Annotated in this window: 26 protein-coding genes; 16 read left to right on the forward strand and 10 right to left on the reverse strand. The window is 42.6% G+C overall.

All coding sequences use genetic code 11. The annotated features are described in order from the left end of the window. Positions 1–57: 57 nt before the first annotated feature. On the reverse strand, positions 58–1458 hold the full coding sequence (locus J0656_RS09405; RefSeq protein ID WP_207033119.1) for a S1C family serine protease: 1401 nt from the start codon (positions 1456–1458) through the stop codon (positions 58–60). Positions 1459–1592: 134 nt separating this feature from the next. Here J0656_RS09405 and dapF point away from each other — a divergent pair, with 134 nt between their 5' ends. The 4 genes from dapF (at position 1593) to J0656_RS09425 (ending at position 4734) form a co-directional block, all read left to right on the forward strand. Then, positions 1593–2375, forward strand: a complete 783-nt coding sequence (gene dapF / locus J0656_RS09410) for a diaminopimelate epimerase (RefSeq protein WP_207033121.1) — start codon at positions 1593–1595, stop codon at positions 2373–2375. Next, positions 2363–2896 carry a GNAT family N-acetyltransferase gene (locus J0656_RS09415; RefSeq protein ID WP_207033123.1) on the forward strand — a complete coding sequence of 178 codons (534 nt, stop codon included), beginning with the start codon at positions 2363–2365 and terminating at the stop codon, positions 2894–2896. The genes dapF and J0656_RS09415 overlap by 13 nt, the downstream gene beginning before the upstream one ends. Further along, positions 2886–3929 (forward strand): endolytic transglycosylase MltG, encoded by a 1044-nt coding sequence (gene mltG / locus J0656_RS09420; protein WP_207033125.1) that lies wholly within the window; start codon positions 2886–2888, stop codon positions 3927–3929. Before J0656_RS09415 ends, mltG begins: the two co-directional genes overlap by 11 nt. Before the next feature lie 160 nt (positions 3930–4089). Further along, a complete protein-coding gene (locus J0656_RS09425; RefSeq protein WP_207033127.1) occupies positions 4090–4734 on the forward strand; it encodes a hypothetical protein in 645 nt (214 codons plus the stop codon). Positions 4735–4781: 47 nt separating this feature from the next. On the opposite strand, the gene J0656_RS09430 is transcribed toward J0656_RS09425, so the two are convergent. Genes J0656_RS09430 through dnaA form a run of 3 tightly spaced genes read right to left on the reverse strand, consistent with a single transcriptional unit; the run spans position 4782 to position 7409 of the window. Further along, positions 4782–5510, reverse strand: coding sequence for an SAM-dependent methyltransferase (locus tag J0656_RS09430; protein WP_207033129.1), 729 nt, complete (start codon positions 5508–5510; stop codon positions 4782–4784). Between the two features lie 4 nt (positions 5511–5514). Further along, positions 5515–5967: a low molecular weight protein-tyrosine-phosphatase gene (locus J0656_RS09435; protein WP_207033131.1), complete on the reverse strand. Its 453-nt coding sequence runs from the start codon at positions 5965–5967 to the stop codon at positions 5515–5517. A 17-nt stretch (positions 5968–5984) separates the two neighbouring features. Continuing rightward, complete coding sequence (gene dnaA / locus J0656_RS09440; RefSeq protein WP_108244696.1) at positions 5985–7409, reverse strand: chromosomal replication initiator protein DnaA; 1425 nt, start codon at positions 7407–7409, stop codon at positions 5985–5987. 202 nt (positions 7410–7611) lie between these two features. On the opposite strand from dnaA, the gene J0656_RS09445 reads away from it, so the two are divergent. After that, positions 7612–8010, forward strand: coding sequence for an acyl-CoA thioesterase (locus J0656_RS09445; RefSeq protein WP_207033133.1), 399 nt, complete (start codon positions 7612–7614; stop codon positions 8008–8010). Between the two features lie 191 nt (positions 8011–8201). On the opposite strand, the gene J0656_RS09450 is transcribed toward J0656_RS09445, so the two are convergent. The 4 genes from J0656_RS09450 to ribD are packed head-to-tail and all read right to left on the reverse strand — an operon-like array spanning position 8202 to position 11327. Further along, positions 8202–8816: an IMPACT family protein gene (locus J0656_RS09450; protein WP_207033135.1), complete on the reverse strand. Its 615-nt coding sequence runs from the start codon at positions 8814–8816 to the stop codon at positions 8202–8204. Then, a complete protein-coding gene (locus tag J0656_RS09455; RefSeq protein WP_207033137.1) occupies positions 8816–9679 on the reverse strand; it encodes an EamA family transporter in 864 nt (287 codons plus the stop codon). The genes J0656_RS09450 and J0656_RS09455 overlap by 1 nt, the downstream gene beginning before the upstream one ends. Continuing rightward, the gene (locus tag J0656_RS09460; protein ID WP_207033139.1) at positions 9680–10282 is read right to left on the reverse strand and encodes an HAD family hydrolase; all 603 of its coding nucleotides are present in this window, start codon (positions 10280–10282) and stop codon (positions 9680–9682) included. Then, complete coding sequence (gene ribD, locus J0656_RS09465; protein WP_207033141.1) at positions 10275–11327, reverse strand: bifunctional diaminohydroxyphosphoribosylaminopyrimidine deaminase/5-amino-6-(5-phosphoribosylamino)uracil reductase RibD; 1053 nt, start codon at positions 11325–11327, stop codon at positions 10275–10277. The genes J0656_RS09460 and ribD overlap by 8 nt, the downstream gene beginning before the upstream one ends. 31 nt (positions 11328–11358) lie before the next feature. Between ribD and J0656_RS09470 the strand changes: the two genes are divergently transcribed. The 4 genes from J0656_RS09470 to J0656_RS09485 all read left to right on the forward strand — a co-directional run bounded on the left by J0656_RS09470 (position 11359) and on the right by J0656_RS09485 (position 15297). After that, the gene (locus J0656_RS09470; RefSeq protein WP_207033143.1) at positions 11359–11844 is read left to right on the forward strand and encodes a GNAT family N-acetyltransferase; all 486 of its coding nucleotides are present in this window, start codon (positions 11359–11361) and stop codon (positions 11842–11844) included. Next, positions 11844–12740 (forward strand): peptide chain release factor N(5)-glutamine methyltransferase, encoded by an 897-nt coding sequence (gene prmC / locus J0656_RS09475; protein WP_207033145.1) that lies wholly within the window; start codon positions 11844–11846, stop codon positions 12738–12740. Before J0656_RS09470 ends, prmC begins: the two co-directional genes overlap by 1 nt. A gap of 266 nt (positions 12741–13006) precedes the next feature. Next, on the forward strand, positions 13007–15007 hold the full coding sequence (ligA, locus tag J0656_RS09480; protein ID WP_207033147.1) for an NAD-dependent DNA ligase LigA: 2001 nt from the start codon (positions 13007–13009) through the stop codon (positions 15005–15007). After that, on the forward strand, positions 15004–15297 hold the full coding sequence (locus J0656_RS09485; protein WP_207033148.1) for a hypothetical protein: 294 nt from the start codon (positions 15004–15006) through the stop codon (positions 15295–15297). Before ligA ends, J0656_RS09485 begins: the two co-directional genes overlap by 4 nt. A gap of 361 nt (positions 15298–15658) precedes the next feature. Here J0656_RS09485 and J0656_RS09490 read toward each other — a convergent pair whose 3' ends face one another. Both J0656_RS09490 and J0656_RS09495 read right to left on the reverse strand, forming a co-directional pair. Then, positions 15659–16570: a metallophosphatase gene (locus tag J0656_RS09490; RefSeq protein WP_207033150.1), complete on the reverse strand. Its 912-nt coding sequence runs from the start codon at positions 16568–16570 to the stop codon at positions 15659–15661. Further along, positions 16567–17283 carry a 5'-nucleotidase C-terminal domain-containing protein gene (locus tag J0656_RS09495; RefSeq protein WP_237688903.1) on the reverse strand — a complete coding sequence of 239 codons (717 nt, stop codon included), beginning with the start codon at positions 17281–17283 and terminating at the stop codon, positions 16567–16569. Before J0656_RS09495 ends, J0656_RS09490 begins: the two co-directional genes overlap by 4 nt. A 115-nt stretch (positions 17284–17398) precedes the next feature. Here J0656_RS09495 and J0656_RS09500 point away from each other — a divergent pair, with 115 nt between their 5' ends. The 7 genes from J0656_RS09500 to recN all read left to right on the forward strand — a co-directional run bounded on the left by J0656_RS09500 (position 17399) and on the right by recN (position 23914). Continuing rightward, positions 17399–17932 (forward strand): DUF6913 domain-containing protein, encoded by a 534-nt coding sequence (locus tag J0656_RS09500; RefSeq protein WP_207033155.1) that lies wholly within the window; start codon positions 17399–17401, stop codon positions 17930–17932. Positions 17933–17936: 4 nt separating this feature from the next. After that, entirely contained in the window at positions 17937–18827 is an 891-nt protein-coding gene (dapA, locus tag J0656_RS09505) for a 4-hydroxy-tetrahydrodipicolinate synthase (protein ID WP_207033157.1), read from the forward strand. 107 nt (positions 18828–18934) lie between these two features. Next, positions 18935–19771 (forward strand): outer membrane protein assembly factor BamD, encoded by an 837-nt coding sequence (locus J0656_RS09510; protein ID WP_207033159.1) that lies wholly within the window; start codon positions 18935–18937, stop codon positions 19769–19771. A gap of 25 nt (positions 19772–19796) precedes the next feature. Then, positions 19797–20123: a DNA-directed RNA polymerase subunit omega gene (locus J0656_RS09515; protein ID WP_108246241.1), complete on the forward strand. Its 327-nt coding sequence runs from the start codon at positions 19797–19799 to the stop codon at positions 20121–20123. 3 nt (positions 20124–20126) lie between these two features. Next, positions 20127–21332, forward strand: a complete 1206-nt coding sequence (gene coaBC / locus J0656_RS09520; RefSeq protein WP_207033161.1) for a bifunctional phosphopantothenoylcysteine decarboxylase/phosphopantothenate--cysteine ligase CoaBC — start codon at positions 20127–20129, stop codon at positions 21330–21332. Further along, entirely contained in the window at positions 21325–22215 is an 891-nt protein-coding gene (porD, locus tag J0656_RS09525) for a type IX secretion system protein PorD (protein ID WP_207033163.1), read from the forward strand. Before coaBC ends, porD begins: the two co-directional genes overlap by 8 nt. A 46-nt stretch (positions 22216–22261) precedes the next feature. Continuing rightward, on the forward strand, positions 22262–23914 hold the full coding sequence (gene recN, locus J0656_RS09530; protein WP_207033165.1) for a DNA repair protein RecN: 1653 nt from the start codon (positions 22262–22264) through the stop codon (positions 23912–23914). The last annotated feature ends 67 nt before the right edge of the window (positions 23915–23981 follow it).

Here is a 23981-nt window from a genome sequence, read left to right on the forward strand (position 1 = left end):
ATGGGTATAAAAAAAGCGTCTTTTTAAAGACGCTTTTAAGTGTTTTTTCAGCACTTTTTACTGAAGTATCATGTGTTCCTTTTCTCCATCTTCATTGATCATGGTGAAACTGGTTCGTCCGTATCTGGATATTTGGCCAAAACGTTCTTTGGCATCATCAATATTCTCTATGGGTTCACCATCCAATTCAATAATAACCTTGTTGGTCAAACCATATCTAGAGTAGCCTTGGGGAACATCAATAATCTTAACACCTTTGGATACGCCAAATTTCTTTTTGTCTTCTTTGGTCAAGTTTTTTACCTTAAAAGAAGTCGCAGGAAGAATAACGCTGTTTTGTTTTTTTAACGTGACGTTTCTCACTAAACTTTCTCCACCTCGATCCAATGTAACTTTAACCACATCACCGGGTCTTTTGGCGGAAAGGTATCCTGTAAGTTCTGAGAATTTGCCAATACTGACGTTGTCCACTTTTTTAATAATGTCACCTTGCATTAAACCGGCTTCATCAGCTCCAGAATCCTCTTCCACGCCTTCAACATAAACACCTTCTAGTTCATCAATCCCTTTTTCAATAGCCAATGGAGATCTTGCATTTAACGCCGAAATTCCCAAAAGTCCTTTTTGGACATTGCCGAACTCCATAATATCCTCTACAACCTTTTTGGCAATATTACTCGGAACCGCAAAGGCATACCCAATATAGGAACCTGTCTGGGAAGTGATTGCCGTGTTGATACCAATAAGGTCGCCATTGGTGTTCACTAAAGCCCCACCACTGTTTCCGGGGTTAACGGCAGCATCAGTCTGTATAAAAGATTGAGCACCATTTGGGGAAAGCGATCTAGCCTTGGCACTTACGATACCTGCCGTTACGGTAGAGGTTAGGTTGAATGGGTTACCGACAGCAAGTACCCACTCCCCAATTTTAGCATTGTCGGAATCTCCGAAAGCCAAGTAGGGCAATGCATCTTCGGCATCTATTTTTAAAAGGGCAATGTCAGAGTCTGCATCGGTTCCGATTACTTCCGCTTCATAGGATTTATTGTTGTTCAGGACAACTTCCAATTGGCTCGAGTTGGCTATTACGTGATTATTGGTCACAATGTAGCCATCAGGAGAAATGATTACTCCAGAACCGGTACCCAACTGTGGGGTTGATTTACGTTCATAACCATAAAAGAATTCGGCAATGCTTGAAGGTCCACTTTTACTTAGGGTCATATTTTTAACGTGTACCACGGAATTTACCGTTTTTTCGGCAGCAGAGGTAAAATCAACCTCGTTGATTCCAGCTCCTTTCGCCGATGTATCCAGATTGCTCGTGGTCACAAAAGGTGTTTCCTCCTGTGCAGTGACCCATTTATAGCTTTCTTTCTCGAAAAATAATTTGTAAGCTCCCAGTGTAATTGCTCCCGCAAATACGGAAACAAGGAATAAACTAGCTATTTTCTTCATAATTCATTAACAATTTAACATTAAGCTTTATCAAAATTAAAAGTTTTCAATTTTTGGTTAGGTCGGTTTAACGCTGTTTTAACTACAAAAAAAACCTTAAAGAATCCCATATATTTGTTCCTTTGTAGATGCATATGGAACTACAGTTTTTTAAATATCAAGGAACGGGAAACGATTTTGTAATTATTGACAATCGTCAGGATATATTTCCCAAAAACAATACCAAACTTGTAGCGGAGCTTTGTGACCGAAGATTTGGCATTGGAGCGGACGGTTTGATTCTGCTCGAAAATGACAATGTGTCTGATTTTAAAATGGTTTACTATAACGCAGATGGAGCCGAAAGCACTATGTGCGGTAATGGAGGCCGCTGCTTGGTAGCGTTTGCCCATTATTTGGGAGTTATAGAAAGAAAGACCACTTTTAATGCAGTAGATGGGCTTCATGAAGCTACCGTGGAAGGTGACATCGTCAATTTAAAGATGATTGATGTGGATAGGATACACGAGAAACAAAACCATAGTTTTTTGGATACCGGCTCCCCGCACCACGTACAATTGGTAAAAGAGCTGGAAAAGTTCGATGTACAAAAAGAAGGGAAGAGACTCCGATATGGAATTTACGGTGAGTCCGGGAGCAATATCAATTTTGTGGAACAGACCAGCGACAATGCTTTTGATGTACGAACCTACGAGAGAGGAGTGGAAGGGGAGACCTTCTCATGTGGTACGGGGGTGACTGCCGTGGCCTTGGCCATGCACGAATCAGGTAAAACTGCAGCCAACGAAGTCCATATCCATACCATTGGAGGCGATTTGACCATTTCTTTTGAAAAGAAGGATGGAAAGTACAGCAATATCTTTTTAAAAGGACCTGCCATACAGGTATTTAAAGGAACCGTCGAATGCTCAATCTAAAAGGAAAACAAGTCTATTTACGGGCCTTGGAGCCCACTGACCTCGATTTTCTGTACAAATTGGAAAACGACACATCGGTCTGGGAGGTGAGCGGTACCTTGAAGCCGTATTCAAAAAAAGTACTGCAACTGTATTTGGACAATGCCCACCGGGATATTTATGATGTGAAGCAGTTACGTTTATGTATCAGTAACAATCAAGACGAATGTATAGGGCTTATCGATTTGTTCGATTTTGACCCTAAACACCGTAGGGCGGGAATCGGAATTATAATCGTTGAACCTGGTGATAGAAACAGGGGGGCTGGTGCAGAAGCTTTGTCACTTTTGTGCGATTATGCATTTTCTGCTTTGGACATGCATCAACTCTACGCCAATATTTTGGAGGATAATGAGGCGAGTATCCATTTGTTTCAAAAAATGGGATTCGAAGAAATCGGCGTTAAAAAGGAATGGATAAGAACCAACCAAGGGTTCAAGAACGAAATAATGTATCAAAAGATCAATACAAATGAATCTTAAGAAAGTACTTTGGGCAACGGCTATCCTCGGATTGTTGATCTGCGGTTTTATTGCTTATCAAATTTACAGTGCCATTTTTAGTCCCAATACCCAGTTCAATAACGATGAAGCCTTTGTTTACATTGAAACGGATGCATCGTTCAGTGATGTAAAAACTTCATTGGAACCTTTGTTGCAAGATTTGTCGACTTTTGAGGCCGTCGCCAAACGTAAAGGGTATATCACCAATATAAAAGCAGGCAAATATGCCCTCAAAAGAGGGATGAACAACAACGAAATTATCAATACCCTTCGGAGCGCCAACTTACCTGTTCAAGTATCATTTAATAATCAAGAATCGCTGGCGTTGTTGGCGGGAAGGGTAGCGGAACAGATAGAAGCAGATAGTTTAGAATTGCTTCAAACATTCAATGATCCTGAGTTTTTGAAGGAAACAAAGTTTGATGAGGATACCAAACTGGCGATGTACATTCCAAATACCTACGAATTTTTCTGGAATACTGACGCAACGAGTTTTAGGGACCGAATGCGGACGGAATACGAACGCTTCTGGAACAGTGACCGTTTGCAAAAGGCAAAAAACCTTGGATTGACTCCCAATGAGGTCACTGCTTTAGCAGCCATAGTACAGAAAGAAACCGCCAAGGTAGATGAACGTCCGCGAGTGGCGGGCGTGTACCTGAATCGAATCCGAAAAGGAATGTTGCTTCAGGCCGACCCCACGGTGATCTACGCCATCAAAAAGGAAACGGGCAATTACGACACCATTATTAAAAGGGTCCTTTTTCGTGATTTGGAAATGGATTCACCTTACAATACCTATAAATATGCAGGTGTTCCTCCTGGACCGATAACCATGCCGGATATTACTTCAATCGATGCGGTTTTGAACCCTGAAAAACACGATTATCTTTATTTTGTGGCCGACGTTTCCAACTTCGGATACCACATGTTTGCCAAATCTTTGGCGCAACACAACCGAAATAAGGTACAATACACCCGATGGTTGAATCAACAAAAAGTTTTGAGATAAGGTTCTTTATCGTTGATTTTCATCCATTTAACGTATTTTAAGGCTGATTTAAGAAATCTTTATGAGCTTTAGGATGCCCTTTAACTTATCTCCATCTATATTTGCCGGCCAAATTGATTTTTGATACGTATATAGTATCGAGATCACAAATATGAACATTATGAAAAGATGGATAGGTTTTATACTACATCTTGCCATGATCGTAGTTTTGACAAGTTTTGGTTCCTACACCGTAATGAAAAAGGAAGTTGTTGAAATTCCCGATTCATTGAAGGTAACAACCAATTTGGAAATCTTTGCACCGCAAGATTCCATTGAACTTCTTGACGAGGACGAGGTAACCCCTCCTTTTCTGGGAAAAGCCTACAATGGCTTTAAGGAAGCACTTGCTTTCAAGGAATCCCAGGGCAAATATCAAAGAGTAAATACATTGGGTTATTTGGGCAAATACCAGTTTGGTAGCAGCACATTAAATTTGATGGGAGTTTACAATATGGATGAATTTTTGGAAAATCCAGAACTTCAGGAAAAAGCCTTTATGGCCAATATTGCCCGTAATAAGTGGATTTTAAGAAGGGATATCAAGCGCTTCAACGGAAAAACTATCGGAGGAATCAAGGTAACTGAATCCGGTATTTTGGCTGCGGCCCATTTGGCTGGAGCGGGCAACGTCAAAAAGTATCTACGATCTTATGGACAAAACGATGTAACTGATGCTTACGGAAGTAATATCTCGTACTATATGAAAAAATTTGCGGGCTACGATATTTCCAATATCAAGCAACAGAAAAATGCCAAAGTATAACTACGGCATGATGTAAAACAAGAAAGCCCCGAAATTCGGGGCTTTTTTTATGCTTGGATTATATAGATCGTTGGTCTTTTGTCTAGGTCTATCTCAATTTCGCTCCATTCATGGGCACTTTTAGTGGAGATAAACTCTGTGGGCAACGTAATATCGCACGCAATACAGAGTCGGGTAGACTTCTGTAAAGTTTTTACAAGTTCCTTTACCAATTTATTGTTACGGTAAGGTGTTTCCATAAAAATTTGGGACTGCCCTTTTTCACGGGATAATCGTTCCAAACTTTTTATCATTTTCTTGCGCTCGGCATTATCAATGGGCAAATAACCGTTGAACGCAAAGTTCTGGCCGTTCATACCGCTGCTCATCATGGCCATTAAAATAGAGGAGGGGCCCACCAGCGGTACCACCTGTATTCTTTTTTGATGCGCAACACGAACTACATCGGCTCCTGGGTCGGCAATGCCCGGACACCCAGCTTCGGACAAAATACCAATATCATGTCCATGAATACATGGGTCCAAAAAAGCGGGTATTTCTTCAGGGTTGGTGTATTTATTCAGGGATTGTAAATGTAAATCAGGTTGCGATTTGCTAGGGCTTACCCGTTTTATAAAACGTCTGGCCGTTTTCTCATTCTCCACGATATAGTGGTCAATGCGCTCTATGGTCCCTTTTACCGAAATGGGCAGGACTTCCAAAGGAGCATTGTCTCCTAAAGTTGTGGGAATCAAATAGATTTTACCCACTATTAAACCAGGTTTTACCTCTTCCATGGGTTTAATTTAGCTTTTTCGCAATTTCCTCACAAGCCCTATCAATCATTTGATATACATTTTCAAAGCCATTGTCGCCACCGTAATAGGGGTCTGGAACTTCTTTAATGCCCAGTTCAACCTCGCTCAGTAACAACTTTACCTTGCTGGCTTGCTCTTGGTTGGCGGCGAGACTGGCTACATCTGAATAATTACTTCGGTCCATAACGTAGATATGATCGAACTCCGAAAAATCGGCTTTAGAAAATTTTCTACACTTCTGATGGTTAATATTTAGACCATGTTTTTTGGCCACCGCAACAGAACGTTTATCGGGAGGATTGCCAACGTGATAACCGGCAGTACCTGCAGAATCCACAAATACTTTGTCGGGGTCCACTTTGGATTGCAAAATGCCTTCGGCCAAAGGTGACCTGCATATGTTTCCCAAGCAGACCATCAAAACTTTGGTTTTCATAGATATGTTGTGAAAAATTAAGAGAACTTTTTGCTCAAATCCTCAATGTACTTTCTGAATTGCTTATCGGTCTCGGCAAGGTTGTCCACCGTTTTGCATGCATGGAGTACGGTTGCGTGATCACGTTTTCCGATTTGGGAACCGATGCTGGCCAAAGATGCCTTGGTGAATTTTTTTGCAAAGAACATGGCCAATTGCCTAGCCTGTACAATGTGGCGCTTTCTTGTTTTGGATTGAAGCGTGGCCACATCCATTTCAAAGTAATCAGAGACCACTTTTTGAATATAATCGATGGATACTTCGCGCTTGGTGTTCTTGACGAACTTTTCCACAACCTGCTGGGCCAGTTCCAAGGTAACTTCGCGTTTGTTGAAAGATGATTGTGCAATCAATGAAATGATGGCTCCTTCCAGTTCACGAATGTTGGTCTTGATGTTCTTGGCCACGTGATCGATAATATCTTCCGGCATTTCCACACCGTCACGGTACAACTTGTTCTTCAAGATAGATACTCGGGTCTCGTAATCAGGACTTTGCAATTCCGCAGACAGACCCCATTTGAAACGGGAGAGCAAACGCTGTTCAATATCCTGCATGTCCACCGGAGCTTTGTCCGAAGTCAAGATTACCTGCTTGCCATTTTGGTGCAAGTGGTTGAAAATATGGAAGAAAACGTCCTGTGTACCAGATTTTCCGGATAGAAATTGTACATCGTCAATGATAAGCACGTCTATCAACTGGTAAAAGTGGATGAAATCGTTTCGAGTGTTCTTTTTTACTGACTCTATATATTGTTGAGTGAATTTCTCCGCTGATATGTAGAGTACCGTCTTTTCTGGGTACTTATCTTTTATTTCAACTCCAATGGCATGGGCCAAGTGAGTTTTTCCCAAACCAACCCCACCAAAAACCAATAATGGGTTAAAGGATGTTCCTCCAGGTTTGTTGGCAACGGCCATTCCGGCCGACCTTGCCAAACGGTTGGAGTCGCCCTCCAGAAAATTGTCAAAATTATAGTTAGGATTTAATTGGGATTCGATTTTGATGTTTCGAATTCCAGGGATGACAAATGGATTTTTAAGCTCGGGACTTTTGGAGGTAATCGGCACATCCAATTCCTGTGGTCCCACAGCTGTACGGTTAGAACTTGGAATCTGTTCCGTAAAAGGTTCCTTGTTACCGTACTTGTTTTCCATTTTTATAACGTAAATCAACTTAGCATTGCTTCCCAATTCACGGGTCATGGCAACTTTAAGGAGCTTTACATAATGTTCTTCGAGCCATTCGTAGAAAAACTTGCTGGGCACTTGAATGCTCAGCGCCTTATCTGTCAATTTTATAGGCTTAATGGGTTCAAACCATGTTTTGAATGCCTGCGGTTGGATGTTATCTTGGATAAAAGCCAAACAGTTGTTCCATACGGAATTAGCAGTAGCACTCATAGAAGTTTTTCCTTGTTTTAATGGTTAGCTTTAATACTTAAGAGCAAGCATCTAAAGGGTTACAAGATGCTCATTGGATGCGACAAATATGTGAACAATTCTTTTAAAAAAAAAATCAATTTGTCATTGAAAGTTTTGTTTTTTTTTCGCATGTTACCCTCAAAATAAGCAAGCCTCTAAATATATAATTTTTCAGTTAAAAATGGGTCTAAATTCATATTCTTTTCGGGTTCGGTATGCAGAAACCGACCAAATGGGGGTTGTTTACCACGGTAATTATGCGCAGTATTTTGAAATGGGTCGAGTGGAGTGGTTAAGGGCCATGGGAATCACTTACAAAAGCATGGAGGATAACGGGGTGATATTGCCCGTAATTTCTTTACACATTGACTACAAAAAGTCTGCGGTTTATGATGATTTGTTGACCGTGCGTACCCAATTGAAATCAAAGCCCATGGTCAAGATTGAGTTCGACTATGACCTTTTGAACGAAGCAGGGGAGTTATTGGCCACCGCGAACACCGTTTTGGCCTTTATGGACAAAAAAACGGGACGCCCCATAAAATGTCCTGATTATATCTTGGAAAAATTGGAAGATTGATTTTTTAGGAGTCAGGAGTCAGGAGTCAGGAGTCAGGAGTCAGGAGTCAGGAGTCAGGAGTCAGGAGTCAGGAGTCAGGAGTCTTTGTTCTTATGTCTAGCAGCGCAGCGTTCTTTTGTCCAATATCGTAGCGGTCCTGAGTCTAACAGCGCAGCGTTCTTTTATCCAACAGCAAAGCGGTCTTGTTTCAATCAATCCATCATAATCACATCGACAGCGTGCATTTCATCGAAAAGTTGAAAAACTTCTTCAGATTCACTTAATCGAACGGAAATCACCAGTTCACAATCCAACTCCATTTTTTGGGAAACAATTTCCAAATCTTTCTGTTTGATGGTCCGCATCACAATATCCATAACTGGATACTCAAATTGTAAACGCATTTGCGCTTTAATGGTTTTTTGCACGATTTTGGCACTTTCCAACGCCATTTGGGCAGCCGTTTTATAGGCCTGTATCAATCCGCCGACCCCAAGTTTGGTGCCCCCGAAGATTCTGGTGACGGTAATCAATACATTGGTCACATCAAAAGATTGTATTTGTCCGTAAATGGGCATCCCAGCGGAATTGTTCGGTTCGCCATCATCGTTGGCCCTGTACGTGGGGTTTTCCGTGCCCAATTGCCAGGCATAGCAAACGTGATTGGCCGTATGGTATTTTTTACGGAGTTCTTCCACAATCGGTTTTACATCATCTTCAGAAGTAATGGGATGGACCTCAGCATAAAATTTGCTCTTTCGGTCCTTATATAAAATCTCTGGTGAAGGTTTGGTGACGGTCCTGTAAACATCTTCTTTTTTCTCCATCAGAACAAAGCTACCAATATTATGCTCAAAACGGCCAACAGGACACCGCTCCAATTTTTAAGACTGAGCTTCTCTTTAAACAATAATATTCCGACGAGCGTGGAGACCATTACAATCGCAACGTTGTTTAAGGTAAAGATGGCGGCGCTGCTCAAAATGCCCTCACGCAGGGCACGAAGCAAAAAATAAATGGAAAAATAATTAGGCACGCCAAGCGCAATGCCACCCAAAATATTTTTCAAGTTGACTTTCAACGGAGTTTTTACCGCTTTCACTCCAATAAATATAAATCCAGTTAAGGCTGCAAAGCCAAAGACCATGGAAGAGAACACGGGAATCTCCTCATCGGTCAAATGGATTTCCTCAAAATACTGAATGCTGGTATCGATTACACCCGATCCCAAAAACACCAGTAAAGGAAGCATAAGTGCCTTTCGGGCAATCTTGATGCTTTTCTCTTTTATGGAGGCCAAATACACGGCGACCAGGGCCAAAACAATCCCGATGATCTGTATAGCACTTAAACGTTCGCCGTACAGCAAAACACCCATGATGACAGGAATGGCCAACGACATCTTGGTGGCCACCGAGGCTACGGAAACCCCAGAGACCTGTGCTGTATGGGCCATCAGATTAAATATCACAATGAAAAGTACTCCTAATAATATAGGTCCTATCAACCAAGGTTTATTGGCGAGATCGCTCACACCAACGGGGCCATCATATAAAAAGAAGCCAACTGCGCACGCAACCACATAATTGGTAATGATGGCATAAAGTGTCTGAATTTTAAAGACATCGAACAATTTAAAGGCCACAAAAATCAAAGTAGAGCTCAGAACACTTAGAAGCAGGTATACCATTTACAGTCTTGATTTTAGTTGGGTTATATCCTCTTTGCCCACCTGTAGATTCCAAGTGTGTATTCCCAAAGAGGCTGCGGAATCTGTATTTTCCTTAACATCGTCCACAAAAAAGGTCTCTTCGGGCGTTAGCTGGTTCTCTTCCAAAACAAAGTTGAAAATCTCGGCATCTGGTTTGCGCATTCCCATTTCGTAACTTAGATAAAACACATCAAAAGCATTTTTGAACCTGTTGAACCGTTCCGTGCCCATTTGTTCCTTAACACAATCCATGTGCAGTTCGTTGGTGTTGCTCAACAATAGCATCTTATATTTATTTTCCGCTGCAAGCTGTTCAATAAATTGTAAACGTTCTTCGGGAAAATCCAATAAAATCGAATTCCACGCTTTCGTCAAATAGTCCCTGCTGGCGTTGGGAAAGTGTTCTGACACTTCATCCAAAAAATCCGAAGAAGCTATAAGTCCTTTCTCATAATTCTGAAACAAACTCTCCAAGTTCGGGGTCACTTCGGTAAATCCGTGCTGCACCATTGCCTTTGCCGTGGCAGGTTTGTCCAAGTTGATGAGCACATCGCCAAAATCAAGGATAATATTTTTAATCATTCCTATAAAAAGATAAGGTATCGGTCAGTATTTGGGTTTGATGTTGTAAAGTACCCTGTAATTTGGGTGCTGGCAATCCATTTTTGAAAGAAATAGCACCCTTAAATATCCGAGCTTCGTCCCATAAGTTTTCATCGATAAAAGTTTGAAGCGTTCTGGCACCACCTTCAACAATCGCGCTGGTAATGTTTTTTTGATGTAGCACATCACAGATTTGTTGAGCTGTATGCTGAGAAAAATCGATTACAGCATAATCAATACCTCTTATATATTTTGATGTATCTTCAATTTCCGTCAGAATTATGGTCTGTACAGATTTGTCCAAAACGTGGTAGCCTGAATCAACTTTCAAACGTCTGTCCAAAACCACACGGATAGGGTCTTTGCCCACCCAGTTTCGGGTCGTCAACTTGGGATTGTCCTCCAAAACGGTGTTGGTTCCGACCAAAATGGCCTGTTCTTCGCTTCGCCATTGGTGCACCAATTGTTTGGAATGGGCATTGGTAATCCAGAAAGGTTCGGGGCTATCACCTCGTAGGGAGGGGTCAGGTGCCAAAAAGCCATCATCCGACTCTGCCCACTTTAAAATAATATAGGGCCGTTTCTTTTCTTGGAATGTCAAAAAACGTTTGTGGTGTTTGCGGCATTCATCCTCCAGGACCTCCACCGTTACCTTGCAGCCCGCATCCTCCAATTTTTTGATGCCCTTGCCAGCTACCTTATCGTGTGGATCCTGCAAGCCAATAAAAACTTCTTTAAGCTGATGTTTGGCAATCAAATCCGCGCACGGCGGTGTTTTTCCAAAATGGGAACAAGGTTCTAAGGTCACATAAAGGGATGCTTCTTTGAGCAAACCCGTATCCTTTACGGAATTAATGGCATTTACCTCGGCATGAGGCCCTCCGTAGGGACTTGTAAAACCTTCACCAATAATTTTGTTGTTATGAACGATAACACATCCCACCATAGGGTTTGGGGCCGTGGTTCCCAGTCCTTTTTTGGCCAGTTCAATGCAGCGAAGGATGTATTTTTGATGTATATTCACCCCGCAAAAATAGAACAATAAAAACACAAAAATGGGAGATACGGTGATTCGTGAAATAACCCCCGAAGACAACGCACAGGTGGCCCAAGTAATACGAAAGGTTTTTGAGGATATGGGCGTTCCCAAGGTGGGCACTGCATATGCCGACAAAGCGTTGGACGATATGTATTCCAATTACAACGTGCCCAAAGCAGCCTATTTTGTGGTGGAGCACGAAGGCAAGGTAATAGGATGCGCAGGCGTGGCAAAATTGGACAACTACGACGGCAATGTCTGCGAGCTTCAAAAAATGTACTTTTTGGAAGAAGCTAGGGGAAAAGGCCTTGGCGCCAAAATGATCGAGGACTGTTTGGACAAGGCGAAGGAGTTCGGTTTTGAGGCCTGCTACCTCGAAACCATGCCCTATATGGAGGCGGCCCAAAAACTCTACAAAAAGAACGGTTTTGACTACATCGACGCCCCCATGGGAAACACGGGACATTATTCCTGTCCTGTTTGGATGCTTAAAAAACTGTAATGCTCCTCAAAGAAATCAAAGATATTTTCCATACGGAATTGGGTGCAATCTATCCCAAAGAAGAAATTGATTCTTTTTTCTACTCCTGTATTGAACATTACTTGAATCTGGAACGGTTTATTCTCGCCATTCAGCCTGGATACACGTTGAACAAAGACGAAGAACAGCCTCTTTTTGAAGCACTGTCCGAACTGAAATTGGAAAAACCCCTTCAGTATATTTTGGGAACGGCCCATTTTATGGATTTGGAGCTTCGCGTAGATGAAAACGTGTTGATTCCGCGCCCCGAGACGGAAGAGTTGGTGCAATGGATTTTGTTGGACGCTGAGCGCCCGCCTGCCAGACGGGTAGGGAGCAGAATGGTCATTGAGCGGAGTCGAAATGACCATTCTTTACGGATTTTAGACATCGGAACGGGAAGCGGTTGCATTGCCATTGCTTTGGCAAAACACCTGCCCGATGCGAAAATATATGCATTGGATGTTTCGGAAGGTGCATTGAGCGTAGCCAAGGAAAATGCCGCGTCAAATGGAGTGGATGTCACGTTTCTGCATCAGGATATCCTTAATCCCGAGATTAATCTGGAGTTTGATGTAATCGTGTCCAATCCTCCCTACGTCAGGGAGTTGGAGAAAAATGAAATCCAAAGAAATGTAAAGGATTTTGAACCTGACACCGCCTTGTTTGTATCTGACGAAGACCCGTTGCTGTTTTACAGGGCGATTCTGGGTTTTGCTGAAAATCATCTCTCAGAAAACGGAAAGTTGTATTTTGAAATCAATCAATATTTGGCAGAAGAAACCAAAGCGCTTTTCAATACCCGTAATTTTTCAGAAATTGAACTGCGAAAAGATATGTTTGGCAACTATAGAATGTTAAAGGCGATTATGCAATGAATAGATACATTATTCCATTATTCATTTTAGCAATTACTATTTCATGTAATGAGAAAAGAACTGAGATCAAAATAAATAGTGAGGATATCCATTCAATAAAATTTGATAGTAGGGAGCCATCTTTGATGGTGGAAAAGGATTCTAATTTTATTAAATATGGTTTCGATACGGTTGTTCGTGTGACTAGAAATCGAATAGATACAACTGTAATGTTAAATTTGAAAGACTCAACTATTATTTTAAAGGACTCAGCCCAACAATAACATATGAACATTGAGCAACAAATACAATCGCTAAGGGAAGAGCTAAGAGAACACAACTATAAATACTATGTGCTCGATGAGCCGTCTATTTCCGATTACGAGTTTGACACGAAACTCAAGGAGCTTCAGAAACTGGAAGCCGAACATCCCGAATTTAAGGACCCGACGTCGCCAACCTTGCGCGTGGGAGGGATGGTCACCAAAAATTTTGAGACGGTTGTTCACGACCATCGGATGTATTCGTTGGACAATTCGTACTCCAAGGAGGACTTGGAGGATTGGGAGAAGCGGATTCAGCGTATTTTGGGAGATGCCGAAGTGGAGTTTACTTGTGAATTAAAGTATGATGGGGCTTCCATCAGTCTTACCTACGAAAATGGGCTTTTGGTCAAAGCAGTGACCCGTGGTGATGGTTTTCAGGGGGATGATGTGACCAATAACATCAAGACCATAAAATCGGTTCCCTTGCAATTGAAGGGAGACTATCCACCGAAGTTTGATATTCGAGGGGAAATCATACTCACCCTCGAGGGCTTTGCCAAAATGAACGCAGAGCGTGTTGAAGCGGGGGAAGATGCTTACATGAATCCGAGGAACACGGCATCAGGCAGTTTAAAACTTCAAGATAGTGCCTTGGTGGCCCAACGCCCCTTGGAATGTTTGTTGTACAGCATAGCTGGCGACAATTTAGGCGTTTCATCCCAGTTTGAAGTACTGGAAAAAGCGCGCTCTTGGGGATTCAAAGTGCCGACTGTCGCCAAATTGTGTAAATCCACCGCAGAGGTTATGCAGTTTGCGGATTATTGGGAGGTACACCGTCACGATTTGCCCTACGAAACCGATGGCGTAGTGGTGAAGGTGAACAGCATTCAACAGCAAGAGGAGCTGGGGTATACCGCAAAATCCCCGCGCTGGGCCATGGCCTATAAATTTAAGGCGGAACAGGCCACTACCATTTTAAACAAGATTACGTATCAAGTTGGGCGTACTGGGGCGATTACCCCTGTGGCCAACTTGGAACCTGTATTGTTGGCGGGAACTACGGTGAAACGAGCTTCGTTGCACAATGCCGACCAAATTGCCAAACTCGATGTGCGCGAAGGTGACACTGTTTTTGTGGAAAAGGGAGGAGAAATCATCCCCAAGATCGTAAAGGTAGATTTTACCAAGCGGTCAGTTGATTCCGAACCCACAAAATACATTGAAAATTGTCCCGAATGTGGCACGGAGCTTATCAGAAAGGAAGGAGAGGCACAGCATTTTTGCCCGAATGACATCGGGTGTCCACCTCAGATTACGGGTCGAATCCAACACTTTATCTCTAGAAAGGCCATGGATATTGAAGGATTAGGAGGCGAAACCGTAGAATTACTGTTCAAGGAAGGCCTTATTGGTAACTACGCCGATCTGTACACCTTGACCAAAGAACAAATATTGCCGTTGGAGCGGATGGCTGACAAATCTGCCGAAAACTTAGTGAACGGAGTACAGGCATCCAAAGCCATTCCGTTTGAACGGGTGCTTTTTGCCCTGGGGATAAGATATGTTGGGGAGACGGTGGCCAAAAAACTGGCCAAAGCTTTCAAGAATATTGATGCTTTAATGGCAGCTTCACAAGAGCAATTGGTGGCGGTAGACGAGATAGGGGAACGGATTGCCGAAAGTGTGGTCAGCTTTTTCTCGGAGCCCGCGAATGTGGAAACTATCGACCGATTAAAATCATATGGACTACAATTCTCGTTGTCCGAAGCGCAGTTGGAAAATCAAACGGAACTTTTGAAAGGAAATACGTTTGTGATTTCGGGTGTGTTCGAGACCATCAGCCGTAACGACCTAAAGAAATTGATTGAAGATAACGGAGGTAAAGTGTCTTCCTCCATTTCATCAAAAACCAGCTTCTTGGTGGCAGGAGACAATATGGGCCCAAGTAAACGTACCAAGGCGGAAGGTTTGGGAGTACCCATCATATCAGAACAGGAATTTTTGGAAAAATTGGAACCATGAAACCAAAAACGTACGAAGAATTTGAAGCTACTTTAGACCAATACGCACTTCCATCCGATTGGTCGGAGCCTTTAAAATCCCTTTGGTTCGATGCAAAGGGCGATTGGGAATCCTCCCATGACATCGCGCAGGAAATAGGCTCTCCAATGGGCAGTTGGATACATGCTTATCTGCACCGCAAAGAAGGGGATAAGTGGAATGCGAAATATTGGTACGGCAGAGCGGGCAAGCCTTTTCCCGAGTATAGCTTGGAAGAGGAACTGAAAGTATTGGTAGGGGCCAACCTTTGATCAATTTACAATCAACAATGGACAAATGTCAGTTCGAGCGCAGTCGAGAACCCTTTTGCCCTTTACCATTTGCCCTTAAGTAATCACCTAGAAGCTTCACCACCCTTCGGCTACGCTCAGGGTCCGGTTTAGAATGACAATATTCAGTATGCAGTATGCAGTATTCAGTAAGCAGTTAACAATTAGCAATTGCCAGTAGTGTAGGAATCAGATATAAGATTCAAGATCCAAGACATAAGACATAAAAGTGAAAGTCAATGGGCAGTGGGCAGTTTACGATTAACATTAGACGTCGCTTGTCAGTTCGAGCGCAGTCAAGAACTTTTTAACCATTAACCATTAACCATTAACCAATAACCAACTAAACCGTAATGCTCACTCCGTTGGCCGATGCCTTTTTAGCGCTATCAAAATAGAAGTCTATCCTACCTAGATTGATCCCGTAGCATCCCACTTGGTTCACAAGAACCGAATTGCCGTTTTGGTTGGTGCGCACATCGGGCTTGTCCAAAAAAGTATGTGTATGCCCACCAATGATCAAATCGGTGTGGAAAGTTTTTTGTGCCAATTGGGTATCGCAGGGTTTTTCCGGGTAATCGTAATCATAACCCAAATGCGATAAGCAAACAATCAAATCGCACTGTTCTTCCTCTTTGAGTTGCTTTTCTATGTCCAGGGCAATCTCGTAGGGGTCCAAATACTGGGTTTCCTTATAGAGTTTTTTGGTCACCAATCCGTCCAGTTCAATGCCAAGGCCATAGACCCCGATTTTAATGCCATCCACCGTATATATTTTATATGGTTTTACATAGCCGTCCATCACCGTGTTGGTAAAATCATAGTTGGCGTTGATCATTTCAAAAGTGGCATTGGGCATTTGAGCGAGAAGGCCGTCAATACCGTTGTCAAAATCGTGGTTGCCTATGGTTGCCGCATCATATTTGAGCTTGCTCATCAACTTAAATTCCAGTTCGCCACCATAAAAATTAAAGTAGGGGGTTCCTTGGAAAATATCACCGGCATCAAAAAGTAGGGTGTTCGGGTTTTCATTACGGATTTGCCCTACCAAAGTGGCTCGCCTTGCCACCCCGCCCAAATTAGGGTGTCTGGAGTGGGTAGGGGGGAAGGTGTCGATATGGCTGTGCACATCGTTGGTGTGCAATATGGTAATCTGTTTTTTGCCCAAATTGGAACATGAGCTTAAACTGAGCCCGCCCAATCCAATTAAAGTGGATGCAGCGGTGGTATTGGTGATAAAGTCCCTTCGTTTCATTGATCCATTTGTTTTATACGGTCGTCTGCAACCGCCTGTAAAGTGTCCACTTTTTTAAAGTAATCTATAAGAGCATTGCGCAATAGGTAATCCGTTGCCGTTCTGGAAACAATTTGATCAAAAAAGCCAACGCTTGGCCCTCCGTTAATCAAATAATCGGAAGATGCAACGTAGTAATTTCGGTTTTCATCAAAAGGTCGACCTTGAATGTTCACAGATTCCAGAGCGCCGTTTTTGTCCGTAACAATCTCGATTCCGGCAACAGGATGTCTCCGTGAGGACTTAGCCACAAAATTGATGAGTTCCCGGGTAGCGGAGCCGTTGAGCTCTACCACTTCAATGTAATTTTCAAAAGGCATTACTTCGTAGGCGTTTCTGGCACTTACATTGCCCTCGGAAATAATGGAGCGTACACCACCGGCGTTCAATACCACAAAATCCAAGGTGTTGCCGGACCTGGAATTGAAGATGGGGGAGGCCTGCTCAAAAACAATGTCCGCCATTAAGTTTCCCATGGATGAGGTACGTTCGCCATCGTTCAGCAATAGCGGTTTTGGAGCGTATGCCAAGGTGCTGTCCAATACTTCGTTGATTCTTTTTCGGTACGGTTCCACAAACGTTTCAATGGAATCGGTCTGCGTTAAAGTAGAGTCGATTGGGAGTTGTTTGCCCTGAATTTCCGTTAGGTTTACAGTATCATTTTTACAGGACATTAAAAAACAAAAAGTTGTAAATACAACAAATTGTTTAAATTTTAGATTGTTCACGTGCGTATCTTTGTTAAGTCGTCTTGGTAGATTATTTACCTTTGTAAAAATCATCAAAAATATGTTTTTGAAAGGACTCCAGGACAAATTTAAGGTTAAATCGGGGCAGAAATATTTAAGGGAGGAATTGGAAAGGTCTCCCAAGACTGTTGCCAGGGACAAGGGGATTACCAGCGTGGGCTGTATTGTCGATGTTGATAATTTTCAGAAAGCAGAGGCCTTTTACGAACTTATTGAGGAGTTTTCGCTGAGACCGAATGCCATAAAAATCATTGGATATAAGCGAGAGTTCGATAAAAATTCCCCTTACGCCATCCAAATGTTCTCGGATAAGGACCTTGGATGGAAAGGACAGATAGAAAACAGTTACGTTCTGGAATTTTTGAGCAGGGAGTACGATATGTTGATCAATTATTATGAAGATGATAATTTAATGATGAAGTTGTTATCGGTAAAAACCCTTGCCCGTCTCAAAGTTGGCTTGGCCGCCCAAGACCCCAATATCAACGATTTGATCTTAAATACACCCTTGAGCGACTTTAAGTTGTTCAAAAGTGAACTGAAAAAATATTTAAAGGTCTTAAAAGAAATTTGAAGTGATGGAACAATTGATCGGAACAGGAGTGGCTTTGATAACCCCGTTCAGAGAAGATTTATCGGTGGATGTGGAAGCCTTGGAAAGAGTGGTGGAGCATAACATTCAAGGAGGTGTGGATTATTTGGTGGTCTTGGGAACAACGGCCGAATCCGCAACCCTTTCGCAAGCGGAAAAACAGTTGGTGGTAGATGTAGTGGTGCGTGCCAATGCAGGGAGACTCCCGTTGGTCCTTGGTGTAGGGGGCAACAATACCATGGCGGTGGTACATGAGCTAAAAACGCTGGATTTATCGGATTTTGATGCGATACTTTCCGTATCTCCTTATTATAACAAGCCAACACAAGAAGGAATTTACCAGCACTTTAAAATGATAGCCGAATCATCTCCGATTCCGATCATACTTTACAATGTACCCTCCAGAACGGGCAGCAATATGTTGCCGGCGACCACGCTAAGGTTGGCGCACGACTTCACCAATATTATTGCGATCAAAGAAGCTTGCGGTGATGCCGTTCAAATTGATAAAATTATTAAAGATAAACCGGAAGGTTTTTTGGTCATCTCCGGTGACGATTCAACGGCTTTGGCCACGGTGTTGTCAGGCGGAGCAGGGGTTATCTCGGTTTTGGGCCAAGGATTGCCATCTCTTTTTTCCGATATGATAAAATTTGGTTTGGAAGGCAACGTAAAGGAAGCATACGCTATCCACCACAAATTATCCCCCTTAATGTCCCAAATTTTTGAAGAAGGGAACCCGGCCGGTATAAAAAGTATTTTTGAAAAAAAAGGGATTACACGTGCTACAGTGCGATTGCCATTAGTGGAAGCGACATCGGTTTTGAAGAATAAAATCGTAGCCTCTTTGGGTCAGTTGGACAAGGCCCATGTTTAAAATTCGTTAAATGTTGCCCAAATGATTGGGGATTACCCTTGCTACCTTTTACATTTGAGTGGTAAAAAATCTTTTTTATATCCGTTCAATATCACTAATTTTGCAAAATGTTTTTGAAAATGAGGTCAATACTCCTTTTTTGTTGTGCAGCAGCACTTCTCGTATCCTGTAGTGAGTATCAAAAGGTACTTAAGGAAACAGACGTGAAGGCCAAATACGATATGGCCGAAAAGCTGTACGAGGAAGGTGATTATAAAAGAGCGGTTCGCTTGTTCGAGCAGATTGCGCCCCAGTATGTTGGAAAGCCACAGGGGGAACGCGTGATGTTCTTCTTTGCCGATAGCTACTTCAAAAATGAGGAATATTACTTGGCCGGTTATCAGTTTGAGCGTTTTATTAAGTCCTACCCACGTAGCGACAAGATTCAAGAAGCCAGTTTTTTGGGAGCTAAAAGTTATTATATGCTGTCCCCAAGGTACTCTTTAGATCAAACCGAAACTGACAAGGCGCTTTTGAAATTGCAGACTTTTATCAATAATTATTCCGAGTCTGAGTTTTTTGAGGAAGCCAACACAATGGCCAGGGAGCTGACCACCAAAAAGGAGAAGAAAGAAATAGAGATAGCAAAGCAATTCAACAAGTTGGGAGAATTCAATTTGCCCGTTTTGATTTCTGCAATCACTGCTTTTGATAATTTCATTACAGACAATCCAGGTTCAATCTATCGTGAGGAAGCCATGTTTTATAGAATAGAATCGGCCACGAGATTAGCCCTGAACAGTACATTGGACAAAAAACAAGAACGATTGGAAGACGCACTTGAATCTTACAATACGTTGATGCGTTATTTTCCTGAAACGGAATTCAAGAAAAAGGCTGACGACTATGCAGAAACAATCCGTGAGGAGTTGAGTGCATATGACACTGCTTCTTTATCAAAATAAAAAATTAGCTTTTAAACCATTGCACATGCAAGATTTGAAAAACACCAAGGCCCCGGTTTCCACAAAAACTCTTAATAGAAACGAGTTTGACGAAAAAACCGAAAATATTTACGAAGCTATCTCCATAGCTTCCAAAAGAGCTATCCAAATCAATTCTGAGATCAAAAAGGAATTGTTGGAAAAGCTAGAAGAATTTGCTACCTATAGCGATAGTTTGGAGGAAGTTTTTGAAAACAAAGAACAAATCGAGGTTTCCAAATTCTACGAAAAATTGCCAAAACCACATGCTTTGGCGGTGCAAGAGTGGTTGGAAGATAAAATCTACTACAGGAATACAGAGAAAGACGCATAAGAAATGCTCAGCGGTAAAAATATTCTTTTGGGAGTTTCCGGGGGAATTGCCGCCTACAAGACAACATTTCTTGTTCGTTTACTGATTAAAGCTGGCGCCCAGGTCAAAGTTATTATGACCCAGAGCGCCAGCTCTTTTGTTTCTCCACTTACGCTTTCCACACTTTCCAAAAATCCAGTGTTGATGGATTTTATCAACGAGGAGGATGGAAGCCTGTCCTGGAACAACCATGTCGAACTTGGACTTTGGGCCGATGTGATGCTGATTGCACCAGCCACCGCCAACACCCTTTCCAAAATGGCCAATGGAACCTGCGACAATCTGCTTTTGGCCACCTATTTATCGGCCAAATGCCCTGTTTATTTTGCTCCGGCCATGGATTTGGATATGTACCAGCACCCATCCACCAAAAATTCTTTGGATAAGTTGGAGTCTTTTGGCAATACCCTAATTCCTGCAGAATCGGGAGAGCTGGCAAGTGGATTGCATGGCGAGGGACGTATGGCAGAGCCTGAGAACATCGTAGCCTTCATCCAAGAAGATTTGAAAAAGGGATTGCACCTTTCTGGAAAAAAAGTACTCATTACAGCCGGGCCTACACAAGAGGCCATTGACCCCGTTCGTTTTTTGGGAAACCGTTCCACGGGCACTATGGGGTTTGAACTGGCCAAAAAGGCTGCAAACCTTGGCGCAAATGTAATTTTGGTCTCAGGCCCCACACATTTGAACATCGAACATTATAATATTCAACTCATTCGAGTGACGTCCGCACAGGAAATGTACGAAGCCTGCCATGAACATTACCCGGATACCCATATCGCCATATGTGCAGCTGCGGTAGCAGATTATCGTCCTAAAATAATAGCTTCTGAAAAAGTGAAGAAGCAGGAAGGTGACATGAAGATTGAGCTGGAACGTACCCCGGATATTTTAATGTCACTTGGTGAGGCCAAACAAAATCAATTCTTGGTCGGATTTGCCTTGGAAACCCAAAATGAACTGGAGAATGCCAAAGGCAAGCTCAAAAGAAAACATTTGGACGGCATTGTTCTCAATTCCCTTAAAGATGATGGGGCTGGGTTCGGGGGCAGCACAAATAAAATTACTTTCATAGATAAGAATTCGGAGATAAAAACGTTTGATTTGAAGACGAAGCCCGAAGTAGCTTCCGATATTTGGAAAGAAATCATCTCCAGGATTCATGCGTAACATAGTTTTTTCTGTTTTCTTATTGTTGGTGACCATCGGAACTTCTGCACAAGAGCTGAGCTGCTCCGTAACCGTTAACTCGGACCAAGTAGGGCAGACCAATCAACAGATTTTTAGGACTTTGGAGCGTTCGCTGAACGATTTCGTGAACAAAACAAAATGGACGAACAGGACCTATCGTGAAAATGAACGTGTCAATGCACGGATGTTCATTACGGTAACCCAGTACGAATCGGACCGTTTTGAAGCCAATATTCAGATACAATCCACGCGACCGGTTTTTAACACCACATACGAAAGTCCAGTATTCAACTACAAGGACAATTCGTTTAACTTTCAATATCAGGAGTTTCAGCCTTTGGTCTACAACCCAAACAATTTTGATTCCAATTTGGTAGGGGTGATTTCCTACTACGTCTACATTATGTTGGGATTGGATGCCGATACATTTTCTTTGGAAGGAGGCAACGATTTTTACCGTCAGGCCCAGAATATTGTCACCCAGGCCCAAAGTTCCGGTTACGCCGGCTGGAGCCAAGAAACGGGAGACCGAAGCCGTTTCGAATTGGTCGATAACTTATTGAGCAACTCGTTCAGGGAATACAGGATTGCCATGTACAACTACCATAGAAAAGGGCTCGATATATTGGCAGACAACAATAGCACGGGCAAGCAAATTATTGCGGGAAGCCTTCGTTTGTTCGAAACACTCATTAGTCGCAGACCCAATGCTTTCCTGATTCAGACCTTTTTCGATGCCAAGTCCGAAGAAATCCAGAATATCTTCTCTGACGGCCCCAAGGTGGACATTGTAAAACTCAAGGAAACCTTAAACAAAGTGGCTCCATTTTATTCCAGCACATGGAATGAAATAAATTACTAGTGCAGTTCTATAAAGAAATTTATCTTTACGGGTAAATTCTTCAATATTGCTAGCAAATCTATCCATCCAAAATTATGCACTCATTGATGACGTAAGTGTGTCTTTTTCCAACGGATTCACTACCATAACAGGTGAAACCGGCGCTGGAAAATCCATACTTTTAGGGGGACTTTCCATGGTTCTGGGAAAGCGAGCCGATTTATCGTCGTTAAAAAACACAGCACAAAAATGTGTGATAGAGGCCGAGTTCGATGTTTCCAAATATCAGCTCAGGCCGTTTTTTGAAGAAAACGAACTGGATTACGAGGACACTACTATTCTGCGGAGGGAAATTTTGCCGAGCGGTAAATCGAGGGCATTTGTAAACGATTCCCCTGTTACTTTGGATGTAATGCGTGCCTTGGGCGACCAATTGGTGGATGTGCATTCGCAGCACCAGACCATGCAGCTCACCGACAACGATTTTCAGATGAAAGTGTTGGATGCATTGGCCGATAACTCGGAAAATCTTACGGGATATACGGAGGAGCTTGAAAAGCTGCGGACAGCGTCCAAAGAGCTTCAAAAGTTGGAAGATTTCCAGGCTGATGCCGATAAGGAACACGATTACAATAGTTTTTTGTTGAAGGAACTGGAAGATGCCAAGCTCAAGGAAGGCATGCAGGAAGAACTCGAAGAAGAGTATGAGCAATTGAGCAACGTGGAGCAGATTATGGAACAGTTGTCCGCCGGACATCAGTTGTTGAATGACGAGCAATTGGGTATTGTAGGCCGACTTACCGATTTAAAACGCGCATTCCAGGGCTTGACTGATTTCGGGGCTGACTATAAATCTTTGTACGATAGGATTCAATCAGTTTTGATTGAAACCGATGATATTGCATCCGAACTGGAACAAATGCAGGAAGGTGTGGAGGCTGATCCTGAACGTTTGGAAGTAGTCAATGGAAAATTACAGCAGCTATACGACCTTCAGAAAAAACATCATACGGATTCCGTTACGGATTTAATAGTCATTAGAGAGGAACTGGCACAAAAAGTAGACGCGGTTGCCAATATTGAATCCAAAATCAAGGAAAAACAACAAGAGGTTGACACTATCACCAAAAAGGTAGAAGCTTGGGCCAAAAAAATAAGTGAGGGCAGAAAGGCTGTCATTCCCAAATTGAATAAAAGGCTTCAAGCCAACCTATCATCTTTGGGAATGTCGGCAGCGACATTTAAGATAGAGGTAAATCCATCTAAATCATTTAAGACCAACGGTAAAGATGATTTGGTGTTCTTGTTTTCTGCAAACAAGGGCTCCAATTACGGAGAACTTAAAAAAGTGGCATCTGGAGGTGAACTTTCCCGGATTATGCTCACTATAAAATCCATTTTGGCGGAGTATGAAAACCTGCCGACCATGATGTTCGATGAGATCGATACCGGGGTGTCAGGTGAAATATCCAACCGTATGGGCGAGATCATGCAGCAAATGAGCGGTACCATGCAGGTGTTCTCCATTACACATTTGCCGCAAGTGGCCTCAAAAGGAAAGTATCAGTTCAAAGTTTATAAGGAAGAGGGAGCGGAAGGAACCAGTACGCACATTAAACAATTGACTATGGACGAACGTATTCGGGAGTTGGCGGAAATGTTGGGGGGCAAGTCATTGTCCGAATCCGCTTTGGCGCATGCCAGGGAGCTGTTACAATAAAACCACAAAGCTGCTTCCCAAACTTCAAATAGTTTAAATATCTTTGTGACACAATCAACAATAGCAA

Source organism: Flagellimonas aurea (assembly GCF_017313785.1).
GTDB classification, from domain to species: Bacteria; Bacteroidota; Bacteroidia; order Flavobacteriales; family Flavobacteriaceae; genus Flagellimonas; species Flagellimonas aurea.

Coding starts and splice junctions, on each gene's coding strand:
- J0656_RS09405 (WP_207033119.1), bottom strand. CDS start 1,458: ATGAAGAAAATAGCTAGTTTATTCCTTGTTTCCGTATTTGCGGGAGCA.
- dapF (WP_207033121.1), top strand. CDS start 1,593: ATGGAACTACAGTTTTTTAAATATCAAGGAACGGGAAACGATTTTGTA.
- J0656_RS09415 (WP_207033123.1), top strand. CDS start 2,363: ATGCTCAATCTAAAAGGAAAACAAGTCTATTTACGGGCCTTGGAGCCC.
- mltG (WP_207033125.1), top strand. CDS start 2,886: ATGAATCTTAAGAAAGTACTTTGGGCAACGGCTATCCTCGGATTGTTG.
- J0656_RS09425 (WP_207033127.1), top strand. CDS start 4,090: ATGAAAAGATGGATAGGTTTTATACTACATCTTGCCATGATCGTAGTT.
- J0656_RS09430 (WP_207033129.1), bottom strand. CDS start 5,510: ATGGAAGAGGTAAAACCTGGTTTAATAGTGGGTAAAATCTATTTGATT.
- J0656_RS09435 (WP_207033131.1), bottom strand. CDS start 5,967: ATGAAAACCAAAGTTTTGATGGTCTGCTTGGGAAACATATGCAGGTCA.
- dnaA (WP_108244696.1), bottom strand. CDS start 7,409: ATGAGTGCTACTGCTAATTCCGTATGGAACAACTGTTTGGCTTTTATC.
- J0656_RS09445 (WP_207033133.1), top strand. CDS start 7,612: ATGGGTCTAAATTCATATTCTTTTCGGGTTCGGTATGCAGAAACCGAC.
- J0656_RS09450 (WP_207033135.1), bottom strand. CDS start 8,816: ATGGAGAAAAAAGAAGATGTTTACAGGACCGTCACCAAACCTTCACCA.
- J0656_RS09455 (WP_207033137.1), bottom strand. CDS start 9,679: ATGGTATACCTGCTTCTAAGTGTTCTGAGCTCTACTTTGATTTTTGTG.
- J0656_RS09460 (WP_207033139.1), bottom strand. CDS start 10,282: ATGATTAAAAATATTATCCTTGATTTTGGCGATGTGCTCATCAACTTG.
- J0656_RS09470 (WP_207033143.1), top strand. CDS start 11,359: ATGGGAGATACGGTGATTCGTGAAATAACCCCCGAAGACAACGCACAG.
- prmC (WP_207033145.1), top strand. CDS start 11,844: ATGCTCCTCAAAGAAATCAAAGATATTTTCCATACGGAATTGGGTGCA.
- ligA (WP_207033147.1), top strand. CDS start 13,007: ATGAACATTGAGCAACAAATACAATCGCTAAGGGAAGAGCTAAGAGAA.
- J0656_RS09485 (WP_207033148.1), top strand. CDS start 15,004: ATGAAACCAAAAACGTACGAAGAATTTGAAGCTACTTTAGACCAATAC.
- J0656_RS09490 (WP_207033150.1), bottom strand. CDS start 16,570: ATGAAACGAAGGGACTTTATCACCAATACCACCGCTGCATCCACTTTA.
- J0656_RS09495 (WP_237688903.1), bottom strand. CDS start 17,283: ATGTCCTGTAAAAATGATACTGTAAACCTAACGGAAATTCAGGGCAAA.
- J0656_RS09500 (WP_207033155.1), top strand. CDS start 17,399: ATGTTTTTGAAAGGACTCCAGGACAAATTTAAGGTTAAATCGGGGCAG.
- dapA (WP_207033157.1), top strand. CDS start 17,937: ATGGAACAATTGATCGGAACAGGAGTGGCTTTGATAACCCCGTTCAGA.
- J0656_RS09510 (WP_207033159.1), top strand. CDS start 18,935: ATGTTTTTGAAAATGAGGTCAATACTCCTTTTTTGTTGTGCAGCAGCA.
- J0656_RS09515 (WP_108246241.1), top strand. CDS start 19,797: ATGCAAGATTTGAAAAACACCAAGGCCCCGGTTTCCACAAAAACTCTT.
- coaBC (WP_207033161.1), top strand. CDS start 20,127: ATGCTCAGCGGTAAAAATATTCTTTTGGGAGTTTCCGGGGGAATTGCC.
- porD (WP_207033163.1), top strand. CDS start 21,325: ATGCGTAACATAGTTTTTTCTGTTTTCTTATTGTTGGTGACCATCGGA.